This is a genomic window from Longimicrobium terrae, from assembly GCF_014202995.1.
Lineage (GTDB): Bacteria > Gemmatimonadota > Gemmatimonadetes > Longimicrobiales > Longimicrobiaceae > Longimicrobium > Longimicrobium terrae.
Map to the genome: position 1 here is coordinate 170,221 of NZ_JACHIA010000007.1, position 25,480 is coordinate 195,700.

Below are 25,480 nucleotides of genomic sequence, written 5' to 3' on the forward strand. Positions count from 1 at the left end.
GGGGATGCGGATCGGCGCCGGGCCGGTCCGCATCTCCGTTCCTTCCCCCGCGTTCCCCCGCTCCCTCCGCGTCCCCCGCGTGAAACGGTGTTGCCGTTCCGCGGTGATTCCGCGCGCCGCGGCGCCGAGCTTGCCTGACGAGATCCACCGATGCCCGCGCACCGTGCGCGCGCCGCAACGACTGAACCCCCGCCCATGCCGCGTCCCGATCCGCACAGCGAGATCCGCCTGACCGGCCTGCGCTCCCTGCGCGGCGCCAACTTCTGGTCGCGCCGGCCCATCACCCGCATGGACGTGGCCGTCGGCGAGTACGACGAGATCCACTCGGCGGAGGTGCCGGGCTTTACCGAGGCGCTGCTCAAGGCCATGCCCGGCTTGTGGGAGCACCGCTGCAGCATCGGCGAGCGCGGCGGCTTCGTGACGCGGCTGCGGCGGGGAACGTACGCCCCGCACATCGCGGAGCACGTGGGGCTGGAGCTGCAGACGATGATTGGCCACGACGTGGGCTACGGCCGCGCGCGCGGCGGCGACCGCGAGGGCGAGTACACCGTCGTATTCGAGCACCTGCACGCGGAGGTCGGGATGCGCGCCGCGGCGCTGGCGCTGGAAACGGTGCAGCGCGCCTTTGCCGGCGAGCTGGACACGGTGGATCACGCCGTCGCCGAGCTGCAGGCGCTGGCCGAGGCGCCGGACATTCCCGGGCTGACGTCGCGCGTGCTGTGCGGCATTACCGGCGGCGGCGACCGGGCGGCGGTGCGTGACGAAATGCTGCGGCGCGGCGTCTCGGACGCGGAACTGATCGTGGACGTGACGCCGTCGTACCTGCTGAACGCGGGGCTGCCGTACGCGCGCAGCGAGATCGCCGTCATTCTGGACACGGATCTGCAGGACGTGCCGGAGCGCTACCGTGAGGAGGGGCGCAACGAGCAGCTCGTCTCCGTGCTGGCGGACGGCGTGCGGCGCGACGGCATCGTCATCGTTCCCGCGCCGGAGTGGGAGGTGCAGGACGCGGCCCGCGCGGCGCAGTGCCGGGTGGCCGTATTTTCCACCCGCGACACCGTGCCCGTGCGCCACACGCGCGTGGCCATTGCCGTGGGGATGGTGCGCGACGGCCGCATCGTCATCGAGACGCGCGGCGAGGTGGACGACGCCGGGCCGCTGCGCGCGGACGAGAACGCGGGGGTGCAGGTAGCCGCCGCGCTGGCCGTGCACGCGCTGCACGAACTTGAACGGGAAGACACACGGGATTGATGGATCAGCAGCCGAACACGAACGAACACGAGAACGACCCCGTCCGCCGCCGGTCGGACCGCACCAGCGGACGCCTGGTGCTCATCGGCGGAGCGTGCGAGCCGGACGGCGAGGCGCTGGGCGCGTTTCTGCGCCTGTCCAAGGCGCGTGAGGGCGGCAGGATCGTGGGGATCACCACGGCCTCGTCGGACCCGGCGGAGTCGGCGCGGCACTGGCTGGAAACGTTCCAGAACGCGGGCGCCACACGGGTGCAGATCCCCATTCTGGACCGCCGCGACCTGGCGCAGGACCGGCGCATCGTGCGGATGATCGAGGAGGCGGACGGCATCTTTCTGGGCGGCGGCGACCAGGTGCACCTGGTCGCCACGCTGGGCGGCTCGCGGGTGGACCGCGCCATCCGCGAAGCGTACGCCCGCGGCGCCACCATCTGCGGAACCAGCGCCGGCGCGGCCGCGCTCACGGAGACGATCCTGGCCGGCGGCGAGCCCGACGAGTACGGGCAGATGCAGAAGCTGCATCTGGGCCCCGGCTTCGGCCTCCTGGGCTTCCGGGCCATGATCGACACGCACTTCACGCAGCGGCGGCGGCTGCAGCGGCTGTTCATGGTCATCGGCCGCAATCCCGAGATGCTGGGGCTGGGCATCGACGAGGACACCGCGCTCGTGGTGGAAGACCATCTCGGGTCCGTCGTGGGGCGCGGTTCGGTGACGTTCGTGGACGGCCGCGGCGTGCGCTTCGACAACGCCGACGAGTGCATGAAGGGCGCGGCGCTCACCCTGAGCTACCTGCGCGTCGGCATCGTGGGCGCCGGGTACACGCTCAACCTGCGCGAGCGCGAACTGGAGGTGCTGCTGGAGGCCCGCCGAACGGAAGCCGCCGGTTCCGCGGAGCTGGAGGTGCTGCGCAGCGACACCGACATGGAAGCCTGACCTGCTTTCGTCCGCGACAGGAGAGCGGCCCCGGGATCATCATCCCGGGGCCGCTCTCGTTGACGGATCTCTTCGGATGGTCTGCACGCATCCCGCATCCTGGGAAGCAATTCCCGCCATCCCGATGGCCACGCCGGACGTGTTTTCCAACCTGAGCGGGATCGGGCAACCGGGCCCGGAACCCATCCCGAACCGGACAGCGCCGATGTACTTGCGCCGGAATCTGCTGTGGATCGACTGCATCGCGGGCGCGCTCGCCGGCGCGACGATGCTGGTGCTGGGCGGATGGCTGAGCGAGCTGTACGGAGTGCCGTGCGGGCTGCTGCTCTTCATGGGCGCGGCCAACCTGCTGTACGCCGCCTATTCCTTTTCGCTCGCCGCGCGAACAAGGCGGTCCACCAACCTCATCCTGCTGCTGGTGCTCGCCAACCTGGCGTGGGCGGCCGTGTGCGCCGGGCTCGCGGTGGTCTTCCGGGACTCCGCCACGCCGCTCGGAATCGCCGCCCTGGCCGTGGAAGCCGTGTTCGTGGGCGCGCTGGCGTGCCTGGAGTGGCGCTGGCGCAATCAACTGAGCACACCGTGACGGCTGATGACAGACATGCGCCGCCCGTGATCCACGGAATGGGCGCGCCCGCCGTGTCGGGAACGGAGAAGCGGCCCCGGGATGATTCCCGGGGCCCCTCCGTTCTACAGGATGACTGTATCGCCGTGCCTGAGGACGCGCAGATCGTCCGGAGGCAGCCCGGAGTCCTCCCATGCCTTGTGCAGGCGGATCGGCGGTTCCAGAGGATCCTCGTCGGTCAGGCGGAACGTACCCCAGTGCATGGGGATGAAGACGCCCCCGCCGCCCATCTCGCGGTACGACTGCACCGCCTCCTCGGGATCCATGTGCGCAGGCGCCATGAACCACCGCGGATCGTACGCGCCGATGGGCATCAGCACGGCGTCGAACGGGCCCAGCCGCGCGCCGATCTCCGGATATCCGCGAAAGTACCCGCTGTCCCCGCCAAAATAGACCGCCCGTGTCGCGCTCCGGATGGCGAACGATCCCCACAGCCGGTTGTTGAACTCGCGCAGCGTGCGGCGGGTCCAGTGCTGCGCGGGCGCACAGGTGACGGAAACCGGACCGGCGGGGCCGCGCAGCTCCACGGAATCCCACCAGTCCACGTCGTGCACGTTGTGGCGGATTCGCGCCCCGGCCAGCCACTCCGCGTGCCCCAGCGGCGCGATCCACGTCAACGCGGTGCCGTACTTTCGATGGAGACGCTTTACCGTCGGCGCGTCCAGGTGATCGTAGTGATCGTGCGACAGCAGCACGGCGTCGATGGGCGGCAGTGCATCGAAGTCGACGGCCGGCGGCACGAACCGGCGCGGACCCATGAACTGGAACGGCGACGCGCGCTCGCTGAAGTGCGGATCGGTCAGCAGGTTCAATCCGCCCATCTGCACCAGAAACGTCGCGTGGCCAATCCAGGTGATCCGCACCTCTTCCGCCGCGGCGCGGGGGCGCGCGACCTCCGGCGTGCCCGGCGGAAGCTGCTCCGGCCGCGGATCGGGCGCGCGCTTCTGCATCATCCGCTCGCGCTGCCAGCGCAGCACGCCGCCGTTGCGCGTGCGGTCCGGATGGACGAGGGGCCAGGGAATGCGGAACCGGCCGTCCGGGCCGTGGTGCGGGGGACGCTCGCTCATCGTTCCCCGCCGGCGGGGCAGGGGCGCACGTCGGAGGGCCGCGGCGCCGGGCCGTCCGTGGCGCGAAATACGGCCAGGTAGCCGCTGCCGCCGCCCAGGTCGTGCGTCTCCGTCCGCGTGTAGCCGACGGCGGCAAACTCGCATTCCAGCAGGGGAAGCGGCGTTCCGTGCCGCTGCGTCGCGCGGTCCAGGTCCACCACGGCCACGCGGCCGCCGGGGCGCAGAGAAGGCCGCAGGTTGGCGAGAAAGGCGTAGGGCTGCTCCACCTCGTGGTACATGTGCACCAGCATCACGAGGTCCACAGAGGCCCGGGGAAGACGAGGATCGTGCGGCGCGCCGAGCGCCAGCTGCACGTTGCTCAGCGAATCCGTCCGCACGCGCTGGCGCAGCCCGTCCAGGTACCGCGCCACGATGTCCTGCGCGATCACCTTGCCCCGCGGCCCCACGCGCGGCGACAGGCGCACGGTGTAGTAGCCGCTCCCCGCGCCCACGTCCGCCACCGTCATCCCCGGCGTGATGGCGAGCAGGTCCATGACCTTTTCCGCCTCGCCCGCGCTGTCCCGCTCGTCCTCGCTGCTCCACGTATCAGTGACGATGGACGCCACCGGCCGCGCCGCCTCGGGAAAGGAGTCCGCCGGAATTCCGCGCGGCCCGATCGCGGCGATGGCGTCCGCCCGCGCCGGCGCATGCTCCGCGCGCGCGCACGCCGCCACGCACAGCACGAGGACGGCGCCCAGCCGCATCATCCGCTTTCCGCCATGGATCCTGTCCCGCCGCATCGCACTCTCCCGCATGTGAGCCCCGCCGCTCTCCCGCGCCCCATCCGCGTCCTGCGCGGGGCGGTCTGCCGATGCGGGAAGAACGTTGATCCAACCTTCTACCGCAGGTTGTCTGCCGGTGCATCCGTGTCGGCAGATGGATGCCATCCGGCGGGCAGGTCATCCACCTCATCCACGTCCGCCAGCGTCTCCAGAACGACGGGCTCCATCCCCGCAGCGCGCAGCCGGTCCATCGTGGCATCGAAAACCTCCGGCGTGCTCCACGCGATGCCATCGAACACGCCCGTGACGGGACGGGTGAGGCCGAGCAGATAGTATCCGCCGTCGCGCGCCGGGCCGATCACCGCGTCCGCATCCTCAAGCGCGGCGAACGCGCGGCGCAGCAGTTCCGTGCTCATCTCCGGCAGGTCCGATCCGATGATGACGACGCGCCCATGTCCGTCGGCAAAGGCGCGGGCGAAAGCGTCGCGCATCCGCACGCCCAGGTCGCCCTCCGCCTGCGGCAGCAGCGTCAGTCCATCCCCCAGCCACGCGCGGACCGCCGGCTCCGCGTCCGCGGGCGTGTGATGCACGCGGATGCCGGCTTCCGGGAGCCCGCGCGCGGCGTCGACGGCGTGCTCCGCCAGCCGCCTGTACACGCGCAGCGCCGCCTGGTGGCCGATGGTGGCGGCCAGCCGCGTCTTTACGCGCCCCAGTTCCGGGGCGCGTACAAACACGAGCACCGCTAAGCCGTTTCTTGCGTTTGGCTTGCCTTGTGCAATCCCGCTGCACGGACGCACCGCACCCGAATCTCTGAGGATCAACGCTGGATGGCCAAAGAAACTGTGGACAGAACCGGGTTGCGCGTCGTGCTCATCGCGGCGGGAGCGCTGCTGGGCTTCGCCTGGATGATGGACGCCAGCACCCGCCAGCGGCGCTTGGCGGAGATGCACCGCGACATGGTGGACCTGCTGCTGAACGCGCTCACCGCGGGCGACCCCGTCACGGCGCGCCACAGCCGGCGCGTGGCGGACCTCAGCTACGCCGTCGCGCTCGCCGCGGGGATGACGGACAGCGATCTGCGCACCCTGCGGGTGGCCGCGCTGCTGCACGACATGGGCAAGATCGACGACCGCTTCTTTCACATCGTGCACTCGCGGCAGAAGCTTACGCCGGAGCAGCGGGCGGAGATCAAGAACCACCCGCACGAAAGCGCCCACATCCTGGCGCCGCTGGAAGGGGAGCACCCGGGAATCCGCCAGATCGTGTCGTCGCACCACGAGTGCTGGGACGGCAGCGGCTACCCGCACAGCGCCGCGGGCGAAGACATTCCGCTGGGCGCCCGCATCATCGCCTTGGCCGACGCGTTCGACGCCATGACGCAGCCGCGCAAATACCGCGACGCCATGCCGGTGGAAGACGCCCTGGCCGAGCTGCGAAAGGGCTCGGGCACCCAGTTCGACCCGCACCTGGTCAAGCTGACCGCCGACCCCGAAGTGCGCGAAACATGGGAAAAAGTCGTGGAACGCGACCTGTTCGCCGAGCGCTGCGCCCTGGACGGGGTAACGGAATAACGGAAGTGCGTGAGTGCTGGGTGCGTTAGTGCGTTAGTGCGAACGGCAGAAAAGGGGAGGGAATCGGCGAATCCGGTTCTCTCCCTTTTCTTTCGCACTCACGCACCCCGCACTCACGCACTCACGCACTTCCCTTCATAGTCCTGTCGGGTGATCGATGAACATCCACTCGATCCCGAACTTCTCCTCCAGGTGCTTCCCGAGCGCGCGCACGCCCCAGGTTTCCGTGGCGTAGTGGCCGCCCAACAGCAGGTTGATGCCACCCTCCTCGGCGTCAAAGAAGTTGTGGTGCGCACCCTCTCCCGTCACGAACGCGTCCAGTCCCGCGGCCACCGCGTCCGCAACCGATCCGCCCGCCCCGCCGGTAATGACGCCCACGCGGCGCACCCGCTCCGGCCCGCCGGGGACGAGCTTTACGCGCACGCCCAGCAACGCGTCCAGCCGCGCGGCCAGGGCTTCGCGCAGCATCTCGTCCACCGTGCCCCACACGCCCACGGGGCTGCCCTTGTACTCCCCGAAGGTGCCCTGGATGTCGATCCCGAGTTCGCGCGCCAGGACGGCGTTGTTGCCCACCTCGGGGTGCACGTCCAGCGGCAGGTGCGCGCTGTACAGCGGCAGATCGGCGTCCAGCAGCGCCTTGAGGCGGCGGTAGCGGCGGCCGGTGACGGGCTGGTTTCCGTCCCAGAACAGGCCGTGATGCACAATCAGCAGGTCCGCGCCGCCCGCGACGGCACGGTCGATGGTGGCCTGCGCGGCGTCCACAGCCACGGCAACGCGCCGCACCTGCGTGCGCCCGCCATCCACCTGCAGCCCGTTGAGCGCGGTGGGGTAATCCGGCACCGCGCGGATGCGCAGGTACTCATCCAGGTACGTAACGATCGTGCGAAGGTCCATACAGTGAACGGGTTGCGAGCCTTCCCACAAACGTGTGGATAACTCTGGTGGATAACTGGTGGATTTCTGTGTAGAAAGCAGACAAGCCGCTGCAGGGCAACGGCTTGTCCGGGGTGGAGCCTTTTGTGGAGAACTGTCAGGCGGATGTGGAGTTCTCGGCCCCGGTCCGTGACGGAATCGCGGTCTGCCCGCCGCTCCCCATCTGGATCTGCCCGTTGAAGCGGGCGCCTTCCTCCAGCAGCAGGTGCTGCTCCGGCGCGCGGATCTGCCCCTCGATGTCGCTGCTGGCCTGCAGCTCCAGCCGGCTTTCCGCCACCAGCGTGCCGCGAATGCGCCCGCCGATCACCGCGTCCTGCGTGGCGACATCGCCGATGATCTCGCCGCCGCGGCCCACGATCACCGCCTTGCCCGCGCGGATCGTTCCCTCCACCCGGCCCTCCACCCGCACCGTACCGTCGGTGGTGATGTCGCCCACGATGTTCATCCCGGGCCCGATGATGGACATGGAAGCCTCACCGCCCCCGGCGCGCACCGCCGCCGTACGTTCCGTTTCCTTGCGTCCCAGCATTGATGGATCAGTTCGGGTTGGCTACCAGGGTCGCCGGATCCACCGCGCGCCCATCCTTGCGAATCTCAAAGTGCAGGTGCGGGGCCGTGGATACGCCGGTGCTGCCGCTGAGGGCGATCACCCGGCCGGCCGCCACCCGCTGGCGCGCGCGCACCAGCAGCTTGCTCGCGTGTCCGTACACGCTCTCGTACCCGTCGCGGTGCGCGATGCGCACGTAGCGGCCGTACACGCTGTCCTCACCCACTTCCTCCACCACCCCGCCGCCCGCCGCCAGAATGCGCGACCCCGCGGCCACGGCGATGTCCATTCCCGGATGCAGCCCGATGGCCGCAAAGTGCCCGCGCGTCACGTACCCGTGCGCGGTCAGCGGCCAGCGCCGCGGAAGGGTGTTGATGGCGCTGGCTTGGTCGCCCTCCGCGTCGCCCGGGGCCGCGGCCGTGTCGGCCACCGGCGCCGCGTGGGCGGGGAGGGATGCCGAATCGGGGCCCAGCATGGCGCGCACCTTGGCGTAGTCCGCCTCCATGCGCTTCAGGCTCGTTTCCAGTTCCACCGCGCGCACCCGGTCCCGCCGCAGCTCGCGCACTTCGCTGCGCAGCGACGGCACCCGCGCGGCCTGGCCCGCCAGCCACAGCCACGACCCGGCCATCACCACCAGCAGGGTGCCCGCGACAATCGCGATCATCTTCCACCTGCGGATCTGCCGATCCGTAAGTTCGTACGATCGCGTGCTCAGGTCGCGGTCTCGCGTAACCAGAATGACGGTCTTGCTGCGGTCTTCAGACAACGGTACGGGAGTGCGTGAGTGCTGAGTGCGTTGGTGCGTGAGTGCGACGGCGATGGCCGACTACTTCATCCGTTCCGGGCCCAGGAGCAGGTCCATCACCCGCTCAAAGTCGTCCGCGTTGAGGAACGGAATCTCTACGCGTCCCTGGTTGCCGGGCTGCGAACGGATGCGCACCTGCGTGCCAAAGTGCCGCTGCAACTCCGACTCCAGCCCGCGGACGTGCGCATCCGCGCCGGATGCGGGCGCGCGGTCGGCGCCGCGCGCGGCGGCGGCGGGGCGGCGGTCGCGGACGCGCTCTTCCACCGCGCGCACCGTCATTCCGCTCACGGCCGCCTGGCGCGCCAGGTCCGACATCTCGCGCTCGTCCTCCAGCCCCAGCAGCGCGCGGGCGTGGCCCATGGAAAGCTGGCCCTCGTTCACCAGGCGCTGCACGCTGGCGGGAAGAGCAAGCAGCCGCAGCAGGTTGGCCACCGTGCTGCGCTCGCGCCCCACGCTCTCGGCGACTTCCGCCTGGGTGAAGTTGAACTCGTCCATCAGCCGGCGGTACGCCGCGGCCTCTTCCAGCGGAGAAAGTTCGGCGCGCTGCACGTTCTCGACGATGGCCAGCACCAGCATGGCGCGGTCGTCCAGGTCACGTACCACGACGGGGACGTTGGCCCAGCCCAGGCGGCGCACCGCGCGCCAGCGGCGCTCGCCGGCCACCAGTTCCCACTCCGCCCCCTCCGGCGCCCCTTCCTGCGCGCGGCGCACCACGAGCGGCTGCAGCAGCCCGTTCTGCCGGATGCTTTCTTCCAGCTCCGAAAGCTGCTCGGGGGTGAACTCCCGGCGCGGCTGAAACGGGTTGGCGGTAATGCGCGCCGTCTGCACGCTGGTGATGCTTTCCCCGTCCGCCGGCGTGGGCTCGGCGGAGTACTCTCCCAGCAGCGCGCCTAGGCCCTTGCCCAGCCGCCCCTTCTTTGCGAGCGCCATCCCTTACTCCCCCGCGATGATGGGAGCCGCCTCGACCTCGGCGGCGGCGCCCTTGCGGCTGCCCTTGCGCGCGATGACTTCCTTGGCGAGCGACAGGTAGCTCTTGGCCCCCACGGAAATCACGTCGTAGAGCACGATCGGCTTGCCGAAGCTGGGCGCCTCGGCGATGCGCACGTTCCGCGGGATGGTGGTGCGGTACACCTTGGGGCCAAAGTACTCCTTGGCCTCCTCCGCCACCTGCCGGGAAAGGTTCAGGCGCCCGTCGTACATGGTCAGCAGCACGCCCTCGATCTGCAGCCGCGGGTTCAGATTCTTCTGCACAATGGTGACGGTGTTCAGCAGCTGCGACAGCCCCTCCAGCGCATAGAACTCGCACTGGATGGGGATCAGCACCGAGTCGGCGGCGGCGAGCGTGTTCAGCGTCAGCAGGCCGAGCGACGGCGGACAGTCGATGAGCACGTACTCGTACTGGTCACGCAGGGCGGTGAGCGCGTCGCGCAGAATGTTCTCGCGCGCCTTGCGGTTCACCAGCTCCACCTCGGCGCCCACCAGGTCGCGCGTGGCCGGGAGCACGTCCAGATACGGAAAGTGCACGTTGTGGATGACGGCGTCGGCGGGGGAGAACCCCTCGATCAGCACGTCGTAGATGGAGCGCTCGACTTCTTCCTTGTCGATGCCCAGGCCGCTGGTCGCGTTACCCTGCGGGTCCATGTCAATGACCAGCGTCTTCTTTTCGGCGACCGCCAGACACGCGCCCAGGTTGATGGCCGTGGTGGTCTTGCCGACGCCGCCCTTCTGGTTCGCGATGGCGATGATGCGCGACACGCTGATCCTCGGCGATGGTGTTGGCGGGGGTGCGAAAGAAGGGGTGTTTGAACAATCTACGCGCGCGCGTACGCGTGGGGAAGGAGAGAGCGCCCGCGGGACGGGCGACCCAGCCCTCAAACGCGCCCAAAGTGTTTCACGTGGAACATGGGCCAGCAATTCGCTTCAGAATGCCCCACAATCGATTTCAGCCCCGAATCCACACTGAGATATTCGTCCGAGCTCGATCACGCGCCATAAATCAACCTCGAAAGCCATTTTTCTTCGGCATCCTGCCGGTTTTCAGCGACGAAGGCGATCCGCCACGTGGCCGGCTCGCCGGATCGCTCACCCGCGGCTCTGTCGGCGGTCTGAGCACCGGCTCGCTCACGCGCCTTGGATTTCGGCCACTCGCCCGAGCTTGCGCACCTCCATCACCAGATTCTGCAGATCGCTGGGGCTCACGCCGGGAATGCGTCCGGCCTGCGCCAGCGTCGCCGGACGGATGCGGTCCAGCTTCTGGCGCGCCTCGTAGCTCAGCGACAGCAGCTCGGGGTAGGGAAGCGCGTCGGGCAAAGGGAACTCCGATTGCCGCTGCAGCGTAGCGGCGCGTGCGCGTTCCTTTTCCAGGTATCCCCCGTACCGCAGTTCCATCTCCGCCGTGGTGAGCGCGTCCGCCAGTTCGTGCGGCTCGCCCTCCGGCACGCCGGCAACCACGGGCATCAGCAGTTCGGCGGTAACGTTCGGGCGCTTCAGCAGCAGCCCCATCCGCGTCGCCTCCCGCAGCGCAGGTGAGCCGACCGACTCCAGCACCGGATTGACGTCCACCGGATTGGCGTTGGTCGTCCGCAGCCACCCATCCACCTCCTCAGCCAGACGGAGGCGGCGCTCCAGCGTGCGCGTCTGCTCGTCCGTCAGCAGCCCGCGCTCCGCGGCGATGGGGCCCAGACGGCGGATGGCGTTGTCCTGCCGCAGGGTCAGGCGGAACTCCGCGCGCGAGGTGAACAGGCGATACGGCTCGTCCGTCCCCTTGGTCACCAAGTCGTCGATCAGCACGCCGATGAACGCCTGGTCGCGCTCCAGGATGAGCGGATCGCGATCGAGCGCGGCGAAGGCGGCGTTGGCGCCGGCGAGCAGCCCCTGTCCCGCGGCCTCCTCGTACCCCGTCGTCCCGTTCACCTGCCCGGCGAGGAAGAGGCCGTCCAGCGCCTTGCACTCCAGCGTGGGCCGCAGCTGGTGGGGCGGATAGTAATCGTATTCGATCGCGTACCCCACCTTGGTCATCCGCGCGCTCTCCAGCCCGGGGATGCTCTGCAGCATCCGCAGCTGCACGTCCGCGGGGAGGGAGGTGGAGAGCCCGTTGACGTACAGCTCCGTCGTATCCAGCCCCTCCGGCTCAAGAAAGACCTGGTGCCGCGCGGCGTCGGGGAACTTGACGATCTTGTCTTCGATGGAGGGGCAGTAGCGCGGCCCGCGCCCGGCGATCTCGCCCCCGTACAGCGCGGACTCCTGCAGGTTGGTCTGGATGATGTCGCGCAGCGGCTCCCCCGTCCACGTGATCCAGCAGGGAAGCTGGGGCAGGAGCGGGGTGCGCTCCCAGACGGAAAGGCGGTACTCGGGGTTCTCCCCCGGCTGCACTTCCAGCCGGTCCAAGTCCACCGAGCGGCCGTCGATGCGGGGCGGCGTGCCCGTCTTGAAGCGCGCCACCTCCAGCCCCAGCGCCTCCATCTGCTCGGCCAGGCGCACGGATGGCGCGTCGCCCGCGCGCCCCGCCGGCACCCCGGGCGTGCGCCCGACGTGGATGCGCCCGCGCAGAAACGTCCCCGCGGTGAGCACCACGGAGCGCGCCATGAACTCGTGTCCCGCCTCCGTGCGCACACCCGCGACGCGTCCGTTTTCCATCACCAGCGACCCCACCATCCCCTGAAAGAAGTGCAGGGCGGGGAAGCGCTCCAGCAGAGAACGCGCGGCGCGGGGGTACAAACCACGGTCGCACTGGGCGCGCGGCGCCCACACTGCGGGACCCTTGGACTGGTTCAGCATGCGGAACTGGATGCGCGAGCGGTCCGTCGCAAGACCCATCACGCCACCGAGCGCATCCACCTCGCGAACGACCGTGCCCTTGGCCACGCCCCCGATGGCGGGGTTGCAGCTCATCTGCCCGATCCCCTCCAGGTTGGGCGTCACGAGCAGCGTGCGCGCGCCGATGCGGGCGGACGCACCCGCGGCCTCCACCCCCGCGTGCCCCCCGCCAATCACGATGACGTCGTAGCGCGATTCCATGCCGTTCCTTGCTGATTTGCGTTTGACGTCCAGTACATCACCCGGGGAGGTGTGTTCCACGTGAAACAATATAGGGGAAGTGCAGGGTGCGGGGTGCGAAGAAGGGAAGTGCGTTAGTGCGGGGTGCTGGGTGCGTTAGTGCGAGGGAGGGGAAGTTTCGAGAGCACGAGAGTGCCCAGTGCCCAGTGCCCAGTGCCCAGTGCCCAGTGCCCAGTGCCCAGTGCCCAGTGCCCAGTGCCCAGTGCCCAGTGCCCAGTGCCCAGTGGGGGTAGTGGGCGAGCAGTGTTCTCGCCGGAGTGCCGGGGTCAGGTGCTCGCGGTGCGGGATAGCTGCACGGTATGGTTGTCAGAGCGCACCTGCCCCGGAAGACTGATGCATGTAGCGGCAGTGGTCCGTTGATCGTCTATCGGACGGCGTACGATGGGACCAGCGCTACTGGCCGATGGCGTGACATCGGTACCGGAACCGGCTCCAGGCACCCACTGCGGATACACTGGATCTGAGCACCGGAGCCGGCCACAGGTAGACGCCCCACTCGGAGTGAACAGCAGGCGCGGCGGTTCAGGTCCCAGCCCGCACTGCTGGACCTGAGCACTTGGAACTGAGCATTTGGCACTTCCTCTTCCGCACTCACGCACTCACGCACCCCGCACTCACGCACTTCCCCTCTGCTTTTCCAACCCATGGCATACGTGTTGCACCCCGGCGCCGTCCCAAGCACGGGAACCCGCAACAGGGGAGGGGACGGATGCAGGACGAACGCAATCTCGGGGGCGGCAGCGGAAGCGCCGGTCTCGGTTCGACCGGCGGGACGGGAAGCAGCGGCACCGGAGCCTTTGGATCTACCGGCGGCAGCGGCCTGGGCTCGACGGGCGGCACCACGGGCGGCGCGGGATCTTCCGCGTCCAGCACGGGCACGGGCAGCCTGAGCGGCGGCGCTTCGACGGGTGGCAGCACTGGCGCTTCGGCGGCGGGTGGAGCAGGGACGGCGGCCGGCGGAGCCAACCGGCTCGGCGGGCTGGACCAGCTGCAGAGCACGCTGGGCGACCTGGAGCAGCGCGCCGACCAGTTCATGGACCAGGCGGCGGAGCAGCTGGAGAACGCCGCCGACCAGCTGGGCAGCATCGCGGACCGCGTTCCGCAGCGGGGCGTAGGTGCACGCGCCGGCGCCCTGGGCCACAGCACGGCCGACACGCTGGACGCGGTCGCCCGCTTCCTGCGGGACAACGACACGGCGACGCTGCAGCGGGAGCTGGGCACCATCATCAGCAACCGTCCGCTCAGCACGCTTCTGCTGGCGGTGGGCGCCGGCTTCGTCGTCGGCAAGGTCCTGCGCTAACCCCAGGAGGATCGCATGGCGGAGCTGCATGTAAACCCGGGCCGGACGGGTGACGGACCGGGCGGGTCTGAGCCGGCTCTCGGCGACCTGATCCGGGCGCTGGCGCAAGACAGCGCAACCCTCGTCCGCCAGGAAGTGGCTCTGGCCAAGGCGGAGCTTCAGGACACGGTCAAGAGCGTGGCCCGCGACATCGCCATGGTGGCGGTGGGCGGCGTGCTGGCCCTGATCGGCGTCCTGGTGCTGGTGGCCTTTCTGGTGATCGCGGTGGGTGACGCGGTAAACGAGTACTGGCTGGGCGCGCTCATTGTTGGAGCGGTGTTTCTGCTGATCGGCGGCCTTCTCGCACTGAGCAACATCAAGAAGCTCAAGCACGAGAGCGTGACGCCGACCCGCACCCTGGAAACGATCAAGGAGGACAAGCAATGGCTGCAGAGCGAGATCAAGCAGGCCAAGAAGGATCTGGCATGAGCGGCGCCGGACGTGGCACGGGCGACGCCCAGGTGCATTCCGGTCTGCACAGCGGCGGTGGCGACGAGTACTCCGGTCTGGCGTTCGCCGGGCAGGAGCAGGGCGGCCGTCTGAGCGGCGCGGCGGGTGCCGTGCGCGACAAGGCGGGCGACCTGGGCGACACCGCCCGTCACGCGGCCGGCTCGGTGAGCGGCGCGGCCTCCACCGCCAAGGAGCGGGTGAGCGGCGTGGGCAGCAAGGCGCGGCAGGTGCTGGAGCAGCGCGGCTTCGTGGATCGCATCCGCGAGAACCCGCTGCCGGTGCTGGGCGTGGCCTTTGCCCTCGGCTTCATTCTGGCCGGCAATGACGACGGCGACGACGTCAACGTGACGCCGGCCGGCCGTGCCCGCCGCGAGCTTCGCGGTGCGCTTACGGCCGGGCTCAGCGCGGGCATCGCGCAGGGCGCCCGCGGGTTCTTGAACCAGGCCGGCACGCAGGGCGGCGGGTTCGTGAACGATCTGCTCGAGGGACTGCTGAGCCGCGTGGGCGGCCAGGCCAGCTCGCTGTTCGGGGGTGGAAGCACGTCGGGCGGCAGCTCGTCGGGCTCCAGCCGCGGCGGAAGCTACGGTGGTTCGGCGCAGGGTGGCCGCACCGGCGGTGCCTCCCCCGCCGGACGCACCGGTGGCTCGGCCGGGTCGGCGGGCTACGGACGGACGGGCGCCGGCACGTCGCGGCCGCCCAGCCATCAGGAAAACCTCTGACCGGATGGCCGAAGCCGGCTATCGGGTGACGGGACGGGTGCAGGGAGTGGGGTTCCGCTGGTGGACCCGCTCCCTCGCCACCCGCCTGGGAGTGACGGGCACCGTCCGCAACATGCCGGACGGTGCCGTCGTCGTTCATGCCCGCGGATCAGACGAGCAGCTCGCGTCTTTCCACGTGGAACTGGGGAAGGGGCCGTTCGGATCCAGGGTCACGGCGGTGGAGCCGCTGCCGTTCTCGGCCGACGGGTTTGCGGACGGCGAGTTCGTCATCGTTCGCTGAATCCGAAGCAACCCCGAAGGAAAACGACCCGCGAGATTGCGCCTTATCGCACGATCCCGCAGTTCCGAATGTGGCAGGTCGAATCCGGGGTTCTATTGCGCCATACGCCATTCTGACGCGGATTTCGTGGCCGGGTGTCCGCTCGGAGCTGTCCAGCGTTGTTCCACGTGAAACAGGCCGGCTTCTCTTCGGGAAGCCGGCCTGCTCTTGCTCTCAACCATCCATTCGGCCCGAGTCCCTCGTTACGAGCTCTCTCCGGTCGAACCGATCCGGGTCGAACGGCGCCGAGCTACTTGCCGACGCAGAACGAGCCGAAGACGCGGTCCAGCACGTCGTCCACGCTCACCGCGCCCACCATGTCCTCCAGCGACTCGGCGGCGGCACGCAGGTGCGTGGCAGCAAACTCCATGGGAACCCCGTCGTCCAGTGCGGCGACGAAACCGCCGATCTCGTCGCGCGCTGTCCGCAGCGCGCGCGCATGCCGCTCCCGTGTGACGAGCGGTGCTTCAGCCGGCTCGCCAAGGATTGCGCCGAACGCCGTGCGGAGCAGAGCACCCCGCAGCTCCGGCAGTCCCGCGCCGGTGGCGGTGGACACGTGAATCGCGGACCCGTCATCATCCAGGACCCCGTTCAACTGATCGGCCTTGGTCCGGACGAGCAGCGTACGATCCGCCGGGAGCGAGGCGAGAAAGGCGCGCTCGTCGTCATCCAGCTCACGACCCACCTCCGCCAGCACGAGCACGATGTCCGCGGCCGACAGGTACCGCCGCGCGACCTCGATCCCCATCCCCTCCACCACGTCCACCGTCTCGCGAAGGCCGGCGGTGTCCACCAGCCGGAACGGATAGCCGCGGATGGAGAGCGCGGACTCCAGCGCGTCGCGGGTGGTGCCGGGGATGTCGGTGACGATGGCGCGCTCCATCCCCAGCAGCGCGTTGAAGAGCGACGACTTGCCCGCGTTCGGGCGGCCGGCGAGCACGGTGAGCGCTCCTTCGCGCAGCAGTTCGCCCTCCGGCGCGGTGCGGAGCAGGGCATCCAGCTGGGCGCTCACGTCCAGTGCGGAGGCACGGATGCGGGCGGGCGGGATGGGCGGCTCGTCTTCTTCCGGGAAGTCGATGGAGTAGGCGATCAGCGCCTCGGTGCCGATGACCGCATCGCGCAGGTCCGAGATGCGCCGCGACAGGCCGCGCTCCATCTGGTTGACGGCCGCGCGGTGCAGGGCGGGGGAGCGGCCGTCGATCAGGTCCGCGACGGCCTCGGCCTGCAGCAGATCCAGCCGTCCGTTCAGGTACGCGCGGCGGGTGAACTCGCCGGGCTGGGCCGGGCGCGCGCCCGCGGCGAACAGCGCGTCCAGCACCAGCTGCGGCGTCAGCACGCCGCCGTGCGTGGCGATCTCCACCGTGTCCTGGCCCGTGTAGCTCTGCGGCGCGGGGAACCACGTCACCAGCCCACGGTCCAGCAGTTCGCCGGACTCGGGATGGCGGATGGCGGCCAGGCGCTGTACGCGGGGTTGCGGATCACCGAGCGCGGGCGCGACGCGACGGAGTACGTCCGACGCGCCGGGGCCGGAGACGCGCAGCATGGCCACCGCGCCGCGCCCCTGAGCCGTGGCGATTGCGGCGACCGTGTCCGCGGAAAGAAGGCTGGAGTTCATGCGGGATGATGGCGCGGCGCCCGCCCGCGCGAAAGAGCGAACGGAAAGAACCTCATACAGAGACGCAGAGGCGCAGAGAAAGACAGGGGTGCCGTCATACGCTGTTCCTCTCCTCCGTGTCTCTGCGGCTCTGTGTGAGATGCCGTTCATCGAAAGAAAGAAAAAGCGCCCGCCCCGGAAACCGGAGCGGGCGCTTCTGTCGATCAACCACAATGCGAGCTACTTCTTGCGGCGCCGCGCGGGGATGCTGCGCAGGTTGGACTTGGTGGCGTCCTTGGCCGCCTTTTCCGCCTTCTGCGCCTCGGTCGCCCGCCGCCGCTCCTGCGCGATCAGCACCTGCTGCGGGAACGAGGCGATGTTGGTGGCCGCGTAGTACAGGTTCAGCCCCGACGGCATGGCAAAGAAGACGAAGCCCATCATCAGCGGCATCGTGTACATCATCATGCGCGCCTGCTCGTTCTGCTCCATCCCGCTGATCCGCGCGCTCGCGTACTGCAGGCCGAACATGGAAAGGACCAGGAACGCCGGCAGGATGTAGAACGGGTCTCGCAGCGACAGGTCCGGCAACCACGCGAAGTGCTCGCCGCGGAACTCGATGGCGCTCTGGAAAACGAAGAAGAGCGTGATGAGCACCGGCATGGGAATCAGCATGGGCACGCACCCCGTCATCATCGACAGGGGGCTGACGCCCAGCTCCGAGTACAGCGCCATCATCTCGCGGTTCACGCGCGCCGGGTCGTCCTTGTGCTCGGCCTGAATCGCCTTCATCCGCTCCTGCAGAACGGGCTGCACGGCCATGTTCTTCATCTGCGAACGCATGGCGCGGGCGTTGAGCGGCCACGTCACCAGGCGCACCAGAAAGCCGAACACGATCAGCACCCATCCCCAGTGCAGCCCCAGCGTGGTGTGCATGGCGTTCAGCAGCCACAGCACGCCGGCGGAGATGGGGCGCACGACAGGCCGCAGCCAGCGGTAGCCGTACGGCTGCACCTCTTCCAGCTGGTGGCCCACCGAGGCCAGCCGCGCGTGCTGCAGCGGCCCCAGGTACGCCTGCTGGCTGAAGGTGCCGTCCGCCGCCAGCGCCTGCACCGTACGGGCACGCGCGCGCGGGGAGATGAGGGTATCCGGACCCAGCGCGTACTTCACGTCGCGCGCGGGCTCCATCAGCACCCGGCTGAAGGTGCCGCGGTCGCCGTTGAGCAGCGCGATCAGGAAGTAGCGGTCCTTGATCCCCGCCCAGCCCAGCGGGCCGGCCAGGGTGTCCGGCGTCTGGATGCGGGACAGGGGATGGCGCTCCACCCGCTCCTGGTTCCACGCCACCACGTTCAGCTCGCGCGCGGTGCCGTGGTCCTTGGCATCGTGCGGCGCCATGCCCGTGCCCAGTTCGGTCACGAGCTGGGCGCCGCGCGGCGCGCCGGTGAAGCGACCGCGGATGTCGACCAGGTAGCCGTCCGCGTGAAAGGTGTAGGTGATCTCCTGCCGCACCGGCCCCGCGTTGGCGGAGACGAAGGTGAGTTCACGCGGCTTGTCGCCTTCCCGGAGATTGATGGAGGCGGCGCTGGCCGTGAACGGCACGTTGCGGAAGTCCACCGTGTCCCGGCCGACGACGACGCGGCGCGCCAGCACGTCGCGCGCGCTGCGCGGCACCAGCTGCACCGACTCGCCGCTGTGCACGTAGCTCCGGTACTCCCGCAGCGTGGCCGCGTTCAGAGCCGCGCCGCGCGTGCTGAAGCGGTACTCGTACAGGGGCGAGGTGACGCGGATGATGCGGTCCGGCGCGTTGGCCGGCGCGGCGAGGGCGGCCGCGGGCGGCGCCGTTCGCGCGGTGCCGGCGGGCGTCCCGGCCACGGCGGCGGAATCGGCGGCGGTGGGAGCGGGTGGGGCCGGCGGGGGGAAAATCCGGGCCCAGCCAAAGATGACCACCGTCGAAATGACGATGAACAGTATGAGACGTCGGGTCTGGTCCATCAGGGGTCAACCGGTCGTGAGACGGGCGGCCGTTCCGCTACGGAACGGGATCAAAACCGCCCTTGCACAGGGGGTGGCAGCGCGCCAGGCGCCGCACCAGCAGCCATCCGCCACGCGCGGCGCCGTACCGCTGCATCGCCTCGAGCCCATACTGCGAGCAGGTGGGATAGAAGCGGCAGCTGGGCGGCGTGAGCGGTGAGATCCCCTTCTGGTAGAAGCGGATCGCCCCGATCAACGCGCGCGTGAGCACAATTCCTCCGCAAGCGCGGCAACCTCGTCGCGCAGCTGCGCGAACGAGGCCGTATACGTTTCCGGGCGGGCACGAAGCATTACGTCCAGCGAGAGCCCGCGGTTTCGCAGCGCCGGCAGCAGCACGGCGCGCCCGATCTCGCGCAGCCTGCGCTTGACCAGGTTGCGCTCCACGATGCGGCGCTTGTGCTTGGGAACCACCACGCCCAGACGGGCAAACGGAACGGGGGAAGCGGAGACGAACGCGTCCAGATGGCGCGTCTTGCTCCTCTTCCCCCGTCTGAACAGCGCGCGGATCTCATCCGAAGATGTGATCCGCGCGTGCCTGGGCAGGCCGAAGCCCTGCGATTCGCCCGTGCCTTCCGGGTCCATGGACCGCGAGGCTGCGTACAGCGCGGCGCCCGAAGGGCCGCTCAGTACTTGGTGGGTACTTCGACCACCAGCTTGTGACGGCCCTTGCGGCGCCGGGCGTTCAGAACTGCGCGTCCGCCCTTGGTGGCCATCCGGGCGCGGAATCCATGCTTGTTGATCCGCTTGCGGTTGCGCGGACGGTAACTGGGCTTCATCGGTCAACCCCTTCGGGTGCTGCGTCTTACAGGAAAAGTCGGCCGGATGGCCTTGGCGACAAAGACGAGTAATCTAGCCCCGTTCCGCCGATCCGTCAACGGGGGGCTGTCACTCCGGGGCGACGGCGCTTCACGGCACCTCCGTTTCACGCTTCGTCCCCCGCTCGCGATCGTGGTCCGCGCGGACAGCGTCGGCCCGGCGGCGGCGGGAGGAAAGTGACGGGCGTCATCCGCCTCTACGCTGTCTCTCTTCTCTGTTGACTCTGTTGACTCTGTTGACTCTGTGTGACCCGATCTGTTCACGTCCGCACGCGTTGGGAACGAGAGGGGCAGCAGGAGAGCAGCGTAGATGAAGCGGCGAACTGAACGTCCGCGGAAACAATCTACCGGCGGCGGGACCGTCTTGCGGAAGAGGGCGGTCCATCTGTTCGGGGGAGCTTCGGAACTCTGCCAGAAGCGCATGCATCCCGCTTGCGCCACCGTGCGTACATGTGCGCCAACCTGCCGAAACCCAAGTACTTACGCTGCTTTCTTGACTTATCCACAACGCGCTTCTACGTTGGGCCGTCACTCTGTGTAGTCCTGCCGTCCCGCTGCCGAAGTTTGATGGAGCTCACCGCCGGGGAAATCTGGTCGCGCATTCTGGAAAGCGCCGAAACGGCGCTGCCGGAACAGGCGTTCCGCACCTGGCTGGCCCCCACGCAGGCAGTCGCCGTTTCCAACGACCTGCTGGTCGTCGCCACACCCAACCCGTTCGCCGTCGACTGGGTGGAGGAGAAGTACGCCGAGATGCTCACCCGCATTGGTGAGCACCTGTTCGGCCGACGCTTCACCCTCTCCGTACAGTTTCAGGGCAACGGCAAAGCCGCGCCCGTGCCCGCCGCCATCGAGATTCCTCCAACGCCCGTGCCCGCGCCGGCCGCGCCCCGGGTGGAACCCGCGCCCGCGAACCCCACCCCCGGGGCCAGCCTGGCGCCGCTGAACCCGCGGTACGTGTTCCCCCGCTTCGTGGTGGGGAGCAACAACGAGCTCGCCTCCGCGGCCGCGCACGCCGTGGCCGAGGCGCCGGCCCGCGCGTACAACCCGCTCTTCATCTACGGCGGCGTGGGGCTGGGCAAGACGCACCTGATGCACGCCATCGGGCACGCCATGCTGGAGCGCGAGCCGCACAAGCGGGTGCTGTACATCTCCTCCGAGCGCTTCACCAACGAACTGGTGAGCGCCATCCAGGAGGGGACCATGGCGGACTTCCGGCGGCACTATCGCCAGATCGACCTGCTGCTGGTGGACGACATCCAGTTCCTGGAAGGCAAGGAGCGGACGCAGGAGGAGTTCTTCCACACGTTCAACGCGCTGCACGACGCCCAGCGGCAGATCGTGCTGACCAGCGACCGTCCGCCCAACGCCACGGGGCTGGAAGACCGCCTGGTGAGCCGGTTCGAGTGGGGGCTGGTGGCCGACATCAAGGCCCCCGACTTCGAGACCCGCATCGCCATCCTGCGCCGCAAGGTGGAGGAAGACAAGCTGGAGATTCACGACGTCGACGACGTGCTGACCTTCATCGCGCGCAACCGCACGTCGTCGGTGCGCGAGATCGAGGGCGCGGTCATCAAGCTGCTGGCGTACTCCTCGCTCACGCGGCGCCCGATTGACCTGGCGCTGGCCCGCGAGGCGCTGGGATCGGTGATCGGCACGGAGATGGCGGGCGGCGCGCCGGGCGGCATCAGCCCCGAGCGGGTGCGCGACCGGGTGGCGCAGGCGTGGGGGACCACCAGCGAGGCGCTGCAGTCCAAGAAGCGCACCAAGGACCTCACCATCCCGCGACAGGTGGCCATGTACCTGATCAAGGAGATGTTCGACCTGGCGCTGGTGGACATCGGCAAGCTGTTCGGCGGGCGCGACCACAGCACGGTGATCCACTCCGTGAGCAAGGTGGAGGACGACCTGGCGGGCGACGCGGATCTGCGGCGGCGGGTGGATGAGCTGAGGGCGGCACTTCGGTAGGGGAAGTGCGTGAGTGCTGGGTGCGGGGTGCGTGAGTGCGAAGGACAGCGGCTGACGGACTCCGGCGCTTGGTGCGCGGCATCGATAACCGGCCGGGGTTGAGGTCGAGGTGCGGGACGCGGAGGGTCGTGCGGCCGGCGACTGTGGCCCTCACCCCGCGTGCTGCGCACGACGACCCTCTCCCACGAACGGATGTGGGAGAGGGAGCACACCCCAACGGGATGTGGGTGCAAGGCGGATTTCGCGTGAGCCGGCGCCTGAACCCAAGCTGAGTCTCCCTTCCCCCAGGGGTTTTTGGGGGAAGGGTCGGGGATGGGGGCCTCTCTCCGCCGGCGAAGGACTTGGAGAGCCGCACCGGAAGCATCAGCGCTGCCGCACTCACGCACCCAGCACTCACGCACTTCACGTGAGGGATGCGGGCCCGGAGGGGCGAGACGGACCCGCGCGCGTGTCCCGGGGATGGAGGTCGGCGAGGAAGCCGGGCGCGCGGGGCTGGCTCGCCGCCGTTGGCAACAGCTGTATCGTTGCCTACGGCGCCCGCAGCCCGGCCCGGAGCGCAGCGGAGGGACACGCCCGCACAGGCCGTCATCCCTGTCCGCAAAGGGTACAGACGACCGTCCAGATGCGGCGTGGACAACCGGTGTGGACGACTTGTGGGTAAGTTGTGGAGTACCGCCCCCGGCTGTGGGAATGGGGACAACGTGGAGAACCCGCGAGTTGTACACACCGGCATCCACAGAGCCGGGACGCCCGCAGAACGTTGCGGCACAGCGGGTTGCGGGACGTAGAAGAGAGTTATGCACGAATCCACGCTCTCTACTACTGTTACGAACATCTATATCTTTATTGTGGTGATAAGCCTTCCCGTGGATAACGGGTCACCCTGAAGCCGTTCGCGACCAACGTATGCGATTCACGATCACGCGTGAGAACCTTCAGCAGGGGCTGGCGGCGGTGGCGGGAAGCATTCCCACCCGCACCACGCTGCCCGTGCTGTCCAACATCCTGATCGAGGCCGAAGACGGCGCGGTGCGGATGAGCGGGACGGACCTGGATACCGCCGTCTCGGTGCGCGTGGCCGCCGACGTGGCCGAGGCCGGAGCCATTACCGCCCCCGCCAAGAAGCTGCAGGAGATCGCCCGCGAACTGCCCGGCACGGTGGAGTTCACCACGCAGGGCGATTCCATCCAGATCTCCAGCGGACGCACGCGGTACAAGCTGAACGGCCTGCCGCGCGACGAGTTTCCCGCGTTCCCCAAGGTGGACTTCGCCGAAAGCTGGCGCGTCACCGGGCAGGACCTGCAGCGCCTGATCACCCACGTGTCGTTCGCGGCATCGACGGAGGAGACGCGGCCGATTCTGAACGGCGTGCTCTGGCAGCTCGGCGACGGCGAAATGCGGATGGTGGCCACCAACGGGCACCGCCTGGCCAAGATGACGCTCTCCGTCGATGGCGGCGGAGCCGGCGCGGACACCGCGGCGCCTCCGGGCGACTTCATCGTGCACCCCAAGGCGCTGGGCCAGGTGCAGCGCCTGTTCCGCGCCGACGATTCGGTGGAGGTGGGCCGCAGCGAGAACCACATCGGCTTCCGCGGCGAGAACGTGCAGATCTACACGCGGCTCATCGAGGGGCCGTACCCGAACTACGAGCAGGTAATCCCCAAGGATAACGACAAGACGATGGTGGCGGACAAGGGCGCGCTGCAGGCGGCCGTCCGCCGCATGGCCATCGTGGCGAGCGACCAGACGCACCGCATCCGCCTGTCGCTGGGCGGCCCCATGCTGCGCTTCGCCGTGGAAACGCCCGACGTGGGCACCGCGACGGAAGAGCTGCAGGTGGAGTACGATGGCGATCCGCTGGAGATCGGCTTCAACGCGCAGTACCTGCTGGAACTGCTGCGCTACATGCCGACGGACGAGGTGCGGATGGGCTTCAAGGCGCCGGAGCGCGCCGCGACCATGCAGCCCATCGGCAACGAGGACACGCCGGACTACCTGTGCCTCGTCATGCCGCTGCGCCTTCTCAGCTGACCGGGTACGGTGGATGAAGGAAAACGGGGGGAGCGCCGGATCGCGCTCCCCCCGTTTCTGTTTCCATCCGCTTCCACGGTCCCCGGCGGCGCGGAGGATTGTACGACGGTGGCGGAGAAGGGCAGGAAGCTTCTCCCGCCCGCGGCGCGGCTCTCAGGCCAACGTCGGCGTTCCGCGATCCGGGGCGATTTTCGGTCAGCGCGCGGCGGGCTCCACTCGCATGGTGGAGACGATGTCGCCTTCCAGAATGCCGTCCACCACGTCGATCCCCTCGATCACCTCGGCAAAGATGGAGTACTCGCGCACCAGGCTGGGATTGTTCTTGAGGTTGATGAACCACTGCGCGTCGCCCGTGTCGTGGGAGCGCGTGCTCATCCCCACGGTGCCGCGCGGATGCGCGATGGTCGACAGTTCATCCCGCAGGTAGTGCGCGTATCCCACGTACTCGTTGGTCCCCGGCCCGCCGCCCTGAATGACGAAATCGGGCTCCACGCGGTGCCAGCTCCCGCCATCGTAGTAGCCGCTCTGCACCAGCCCCAGCACGCGCGCGGACATGACGGGCGCCACGTCGCCGCGCAGCCGCACCACGAACGATCCACCGCCGGCGCTGGGCGACATCGACACGCGGACGCGCACTTCCCGCCCCAGCGCGAGCGCGACGGCGTCCGCGGGCAGGTCCACGCGCGCGGAACGCGGACGGTCGTCGCTGGCCGGGCGCCCGGCGGCCTCCAGCAGCGCGACTCGGACGTCCCGCTCCGAAGCGTTCGCGCGGCGCACCCACCGGTCGTACGCCGCGTTTGCCGCCATGCGCGCGGCGGGCAGCGGCGAGTCCTTCAACGCCACGGCGGCGGCGCGCACGGCCTGCGCATCGGTTCCGTCCAGCGCGGCCAGGTACACGTCGTCCGCGCCATGACCGGCCAGCTTGGAGAGCGCATCGATGGCCGCCTCGCGCACGTTGCCGTCCGCGTCGCGGGCGAATGCGCGCAGGCGGGCGGTGTCGGCGAGCACGGCGGCGGCGCGGGCGGCGAACAGGCGCACGTGCCAGTCCGCATGCGACGCGAGCCGCGGAAGGCGCTCCCGGGCGACGGCGGGCGCGATCCGCGCGAGGGCGACCTGCGCGTGGGCGGCGGCGTGCCAAGACACTCCGCCGGAGGAACGCCGGCCCGTGTCGCGCGGCAGTTCATCCACCCATCCCGCCAGCACGCGCACCACGGCCGAGTCGGCGCCGCACCCCGCGCCGGCCACGTCCGCCGCGCGGAGCCGGACCTGCCACACGCTGTCCGCCAGCGCCATGCGGATCGCTCCGCAGTCATCCTTCCGTTCCGCCAGCGCCCGGTAGCGCAGCCGCCACGCTGGCTCCGGCCACGCGCGCGACGGGGCCGCGGCGGGAAACGAGTCGCGCGCGGCGAAGTTGGGATCGCGAATGCGCTGCGCGGCCCGGCGCGCGATCACCCGCACACGCGGCTCAGCGCTCTGCATCCCCGCGGACAGGGCCGCGTTCGTGGAATCGCGCCGGTCCTCCGCCGCCAGGATCCGCCCGACGAGCGCGGAGTCGGCGCGGGTCTGCGCCTGGGCTGGCGCCGCGGCGAGCAGCAGGGCGAGTATCCAGGTGTTCTTCATGGCTCCAGGATCGTGGGCTTCATCGGCCGCGGCGTTTCGTCGCCGAGATGCTCGGACG

General features: G+C 69.5%; 25 protein-coding genes. 10 read left to right on the forward strand and 15 right to left on the reverse strand.

Annotated features, from left to right (window positions below):
- Window positions 1–195: 195 nt before the first annotated feature.
- The 3 genes from HNQ61_RS14030 (at window position 196) to HNQ61_RS14040 (ending at window position 2,763) form a co-directional block, all read left to right on the forward strand.
- The gene (locus tag HNQ61_RS14030) at window positions 196–1,251 is read left to right on the forward strand and encodes a cyanophycin synthetase family protein (protein WP_170033965.1); all 1,056 of its coding nucleotides are present in this window, start codon (window positions 196–198) and stop codon (window positions 1,249–1,251) included.
- Window positions 1,251–2,180 (forward strand): cyanophycinase, encoded by a 930-nt coding sequence (locus HNQ61_RS14035; protein WP_170033967.1) that lies wholly within the window; start codon window positions 1,251–1,253, stop codon window positions 2,178–2,180. The genes HNQ61_RS14030 and HNQ61_RS14035 overlap by 1 nt, the downstream gene beginning before the upstream one ends.
- A gap of 205 nt (window positions 2,181–2,385) precedes the next feature.
- Window positions 2,386–2,763 carry a hypothetical protein gene (locus tag HNQ61_RS14040; RefSeq protein WP_170033969.1) on the forward strand — a complete coding sequence of 126 codons (378 nt, stop codon included), beginning with the start codon at window positions 2,386–2,388 and terminating at the stop codon, window positions 2,761–2,763.
- Window positions 2,764–2,867: 104 nt separating this feature from the next.
- On the opposite strand, the gene HNQ61_RS14045 is transcribed toward HNQ61_RS14040, so the two are convergent.
- From HNQ61_RS14045 to HNQ61_RS14055, 3 genes are all read right to left on the reverse strand, one after another.
- Entirely contained in the window at window positions 2,868–3,869 is a 1,002-nt protein-coding gene (locus tag HNQ61_RS14045; RefSeq protein ID WP_170033971.1) for an MBL fold metallo-hydrolase, read from the reverse strand.
- Window positions 3,866–4,648 carry a class I SAM-dependent methyltransferase gene (locus HNQ61_RS14050; RefSeq protein ID WP_205761382.1) on the reverse strand — a complete coding sequence of 261 codons (783 nt, stop codon included), beginning with the start codon at window positions 4,646–4,648 and terminating at the stop codon, window positions 3,866–3,868. Before HNQ61_RS14050 ends, HNQ61_RS14045 begins: the two co-directional genes overlap by 4 nt.
- Window positions 4,649–4,746: 98 nt before the next feature.
- On the reverse strand, window positions 4,747–5,370 hold the full coding sequence (locus HNQ61_RS14055; protein WP_170033973.1) for a TIGR04282 family arsenosugar biosynthesis glycosyltransferase: 624 nt from the start codon (window positions 5,368–5,370) through the stop codon (window positions 4,747–4,749).
- A gap of 87 nt (window positions 5,371–5,457) precedes the next feature.
- On the opposite strand from HNQ61_RS14055, the gene HNQ61_RS14060 reads away from it, so the two are divergent.
- The gene (locus HNQ61_RS14060) at window positions 5,458–6,201 is read left to right on the forward strand and encodes an HD-GYP domain-containing protein (RefSeq protein WP_170033975.1); all 744 of its coding nucleotides are present in this window, start codon (window positions 5,458–5,460) and stop codon (window positions 6,199–6,201) included.
- Between the two features lie 135 nt (window positions 6,202–6,336).
- Here HNQ61_RS14060 and HNQ61_RS14065 read toward each other — a convergent pair whose 3' ends face one another.
- The 6 genes from HNQ61_RS14065 to mnmG all read right to left on the reverse strand — a co-directional run bounded on the left by HNQ61_RS14065 (window position 6,337) and on the right by mnmG (window position 12,503).
- A complete protein-coding gene (locus tag HNQ61_RS14065) occupies window positions 6,337–7,095 on the reverse strand; it encodes a Nif3-like dinuclear metal center hexameric protein (RefSeq protein WP_170033977.1) in 759 nt (252 codons plus the stop codon).
- A 136-nt stretch (window positions 7,096–7,231) separates the two neighbouring features.
- On the reverse strand, window positions 7,232–7,663 hold the full coding sequence (locus HNQ61_RS14070) for a bactofilin family protein (RefSeq protein WP_170033979.1): 432 nt from the start codon (window positions 7,661–7,663) through the stop codon (window positions 7,232–7,234).
- A 7-nt stretch (window positions 7,664–7,670) separates the two neighbouring features.
- On the reverse strand, window positions 7,671–8,447 hold the full coding sequence (locus HNQ61_RS14075; protein WP_170033981.1) for a M23 family metallopeptidase: 777 nt from the start codon (window positions 8,445–8,447) through the stop codon (window positions 7,671–7,673).
- Between the two features lie 60 nt (window positions 8,448–8,507).
- Window positions 8,508–9,416: a ParB/RepB/Spo0J family partition protein gene (locus tag HNQ61_RS14080; RefSeq protein ID WP_170033984.1), complete on the reverse strand. Its 909-nt coding sequence runs from the start codon at window positions 9,414–9,416 to the stop codon at window positions 8,508–8,510.
- 3 nt (window positions 9,417–9,419) lie between these two features.
- A complete protein-coding gene (locus HNQ61_RS14085; protein ID WP_170033987.1) occupies window positions 9,420–10,241 on the reverse strand; it encodes an AAA family ATPase in 822 nt (273 codons plus the stop codon).
- A gap of 366 nt (window positions 10,242–10,607) precedes the next feature.
- Window positions 10,608–12,503 (reverse strand): tRNA uridine-5-carboxymethylaminomethyl(34) synthesis enzyme MnmG, encoded by a 1,896-nt coding sequence (mnmG, locus tag HNQ61_RS14090; RefSeq protein ID WP_170033989.1) that lies wholly within the window; start codon window positions 12,501–12,503, stop codon window positions 10,608–10,610.
- A gap of 748 nt (window positions 12,504–13,251) precedes the next feature.
- On the opposite strand from mnmG, the gene HNQ61_RS14095 reads away from it, so the two are divergent.
- The 4 genes from HNQ61_RS14095 to HNQ61_RS14110 are packed head-to-tail and all read left to right on the forward strand — an operon-like array spanning window position 13,252 to window position 15,330.
- The gene (locus HNQ61_RS14095; protein ID WP_170033991.1) at window positions 13,252–13,842 is read left to right on the forward strand and encodes a hypothetical protein; all 591 of its coding nucleotides are present in this window, start codon (window positions 13,252–13,254) and stop codon (window positions 13,840–13,842) included.
- 15 nt (window positions 13,843–13,857) lie between these two features.
- Window positions 13,858–14,310: a phage holin family protein gene (locus tag HNQ61_RS14100; protein ID WP_170033993.1), complete on the forward strand. Its 453-nt coding sequence runs from the start codon at window positions 13,858–13,860 to the stop codon at window positions 14,308–14,310.
- Window positions 14,307–15,050, forward strand: a complete 744-nt coding sequence (locus HNQ61_RS14105) for a hypothetical protein (RefSeq protein WP_170033995.1) — start codon at window positions 14,307–14,309, stop codon at window positions 15,048–15,050. Before HNQ61_RS14100 ends, HNQ61_RS14105 begins: the two co-directional genes overlap by 4 nt.
- Window positions 15,051–15,054: 4 nt before the next feature.
- Window positions 15,055–15,330, forward strand: coding sequence for an acylphosphatase (locus tag HNQ61_RS14110; protein WP_170033997.1), 276 nt, complete (start codon window positions 15,055–15,057; stop codon window positions 15,328–15,330).
- Window positions 15,331–15,619: 289 nt separating this feature from the next.
- Here HNQ61_RS14110 and mnmE read toward each other — a convergent pair whose 3' ends face one another.
- The 5 genes from mnmE to rpmH all read right to left on the reverse strand — a co-directional run bounded on the left by mnmE (window position 15,620) and on the right by rpmH (window position 19,767).
- Window positions 15,620–16,984, reverse strand: a complete 1,365-nt coding sequence (gene mnmE, locus HNQ61_RS14115; RefSeq protein ID WP_170033999.1) for a tRNA uridine-5-carboxymethylaminomethyl(34) synthesis GTPase MnmE — start codon at window positions 16,982–16,984, stop codon at window positions 15,620–15,622.
- A 219-nt stretch (window positions 16,985–17,203) separates the two neighbouring features.
- Window positions 17,204–18,952, reverse strand: a complete 1,749-nt coding sequence (gene yidC / locus HNQ61_RS14120; RefSeq protein ID WP_170034001.1) for a membrane protein insertase YidC — start codon at window positions 18,950–18,952, stop codon at window positions 17,204–17,206.
- Between the two features lie 37 nt (window positions 18,953–18,989).
- Entirely contained in the window at window positions 18,990–19,202 is a 213-nt protein-coding gene (gene yidD, locus HNQ61_RS14125; protein WP_170034003.1) for a membrane protein insertion efficiency factor YidD, read from the reverse strand.
- Entirely contained in the window at window positions 19,184–19,573 is a 390-nt protein-coding gene (gene rnpA / locus HNQ61_RS14130) for a ribonuclease P protein component (RefSeq protein ID WP_170034005.1), read from the reverse strand. The genes yidD and rnpA overlap by 19 nt, the downstream gene beginning before the upstream one ends.
- 41 nt (window positions 19,574–19,614) lie before the next feature.
- The gene (rpmH, locus tag HNQ61_RS14135) at window positions 19,615–19,767 is read right to left on the reverse strand and encodes a 50S ribosomal protein L34 (RefSeq protein WP_170034007.1); all 153 of its coding nucleotides are present in this window, start codon (window positions 19,765–19,767) and stop codon (window positions 19,615–19,617) included.
- A 606-nt stretch (window positions 19,768–20,373) separates the two neighbouring features.
- Here rpmH and dnaA point away from each other — a divergent pair.
- Window positions 20,374–21,771 (forward strand): chromosomal replication initiator protein DnaA, encoded by a 1,398-nt coding sequence (dnaA, locus tag HNQ61_RS14140; RefSeq protein ID WP_170034009.1) that lies wholly within the window; start codon window positions 20,374–20,376, stop codon window positions 21,769–21,771.
- 906 nt (window positions 21,772–22,677) lie between these two features.
- Entirely contained in the window at window positions 22,678–23,802 is a 1,125-nt protein-coding gene (gene dnaN / locus HNQ61_RS14145; protein ID WP_170034011.1) for a DNA polymerase III subunit beta, read from the forward strand.
- A gap of 195 nt (window positions 23,803–23,997) precedes the next feature.
- On the opposite strand, the gene HNQ61_RS14150 is transcribed toward dnaN, so the two are convergent.
- Entirely contained in the window at window positions 23,998–25,422 is a 1,425-nt protein-coding gene (locus tag HNQ61_RS14150) for a peptidylprolyl isomerase (RefSeq protein ID WP_170034013.1), read from the reverse strand.
- Window positions 25,423–25,480 lie beyond the last annotated feature (58 nt).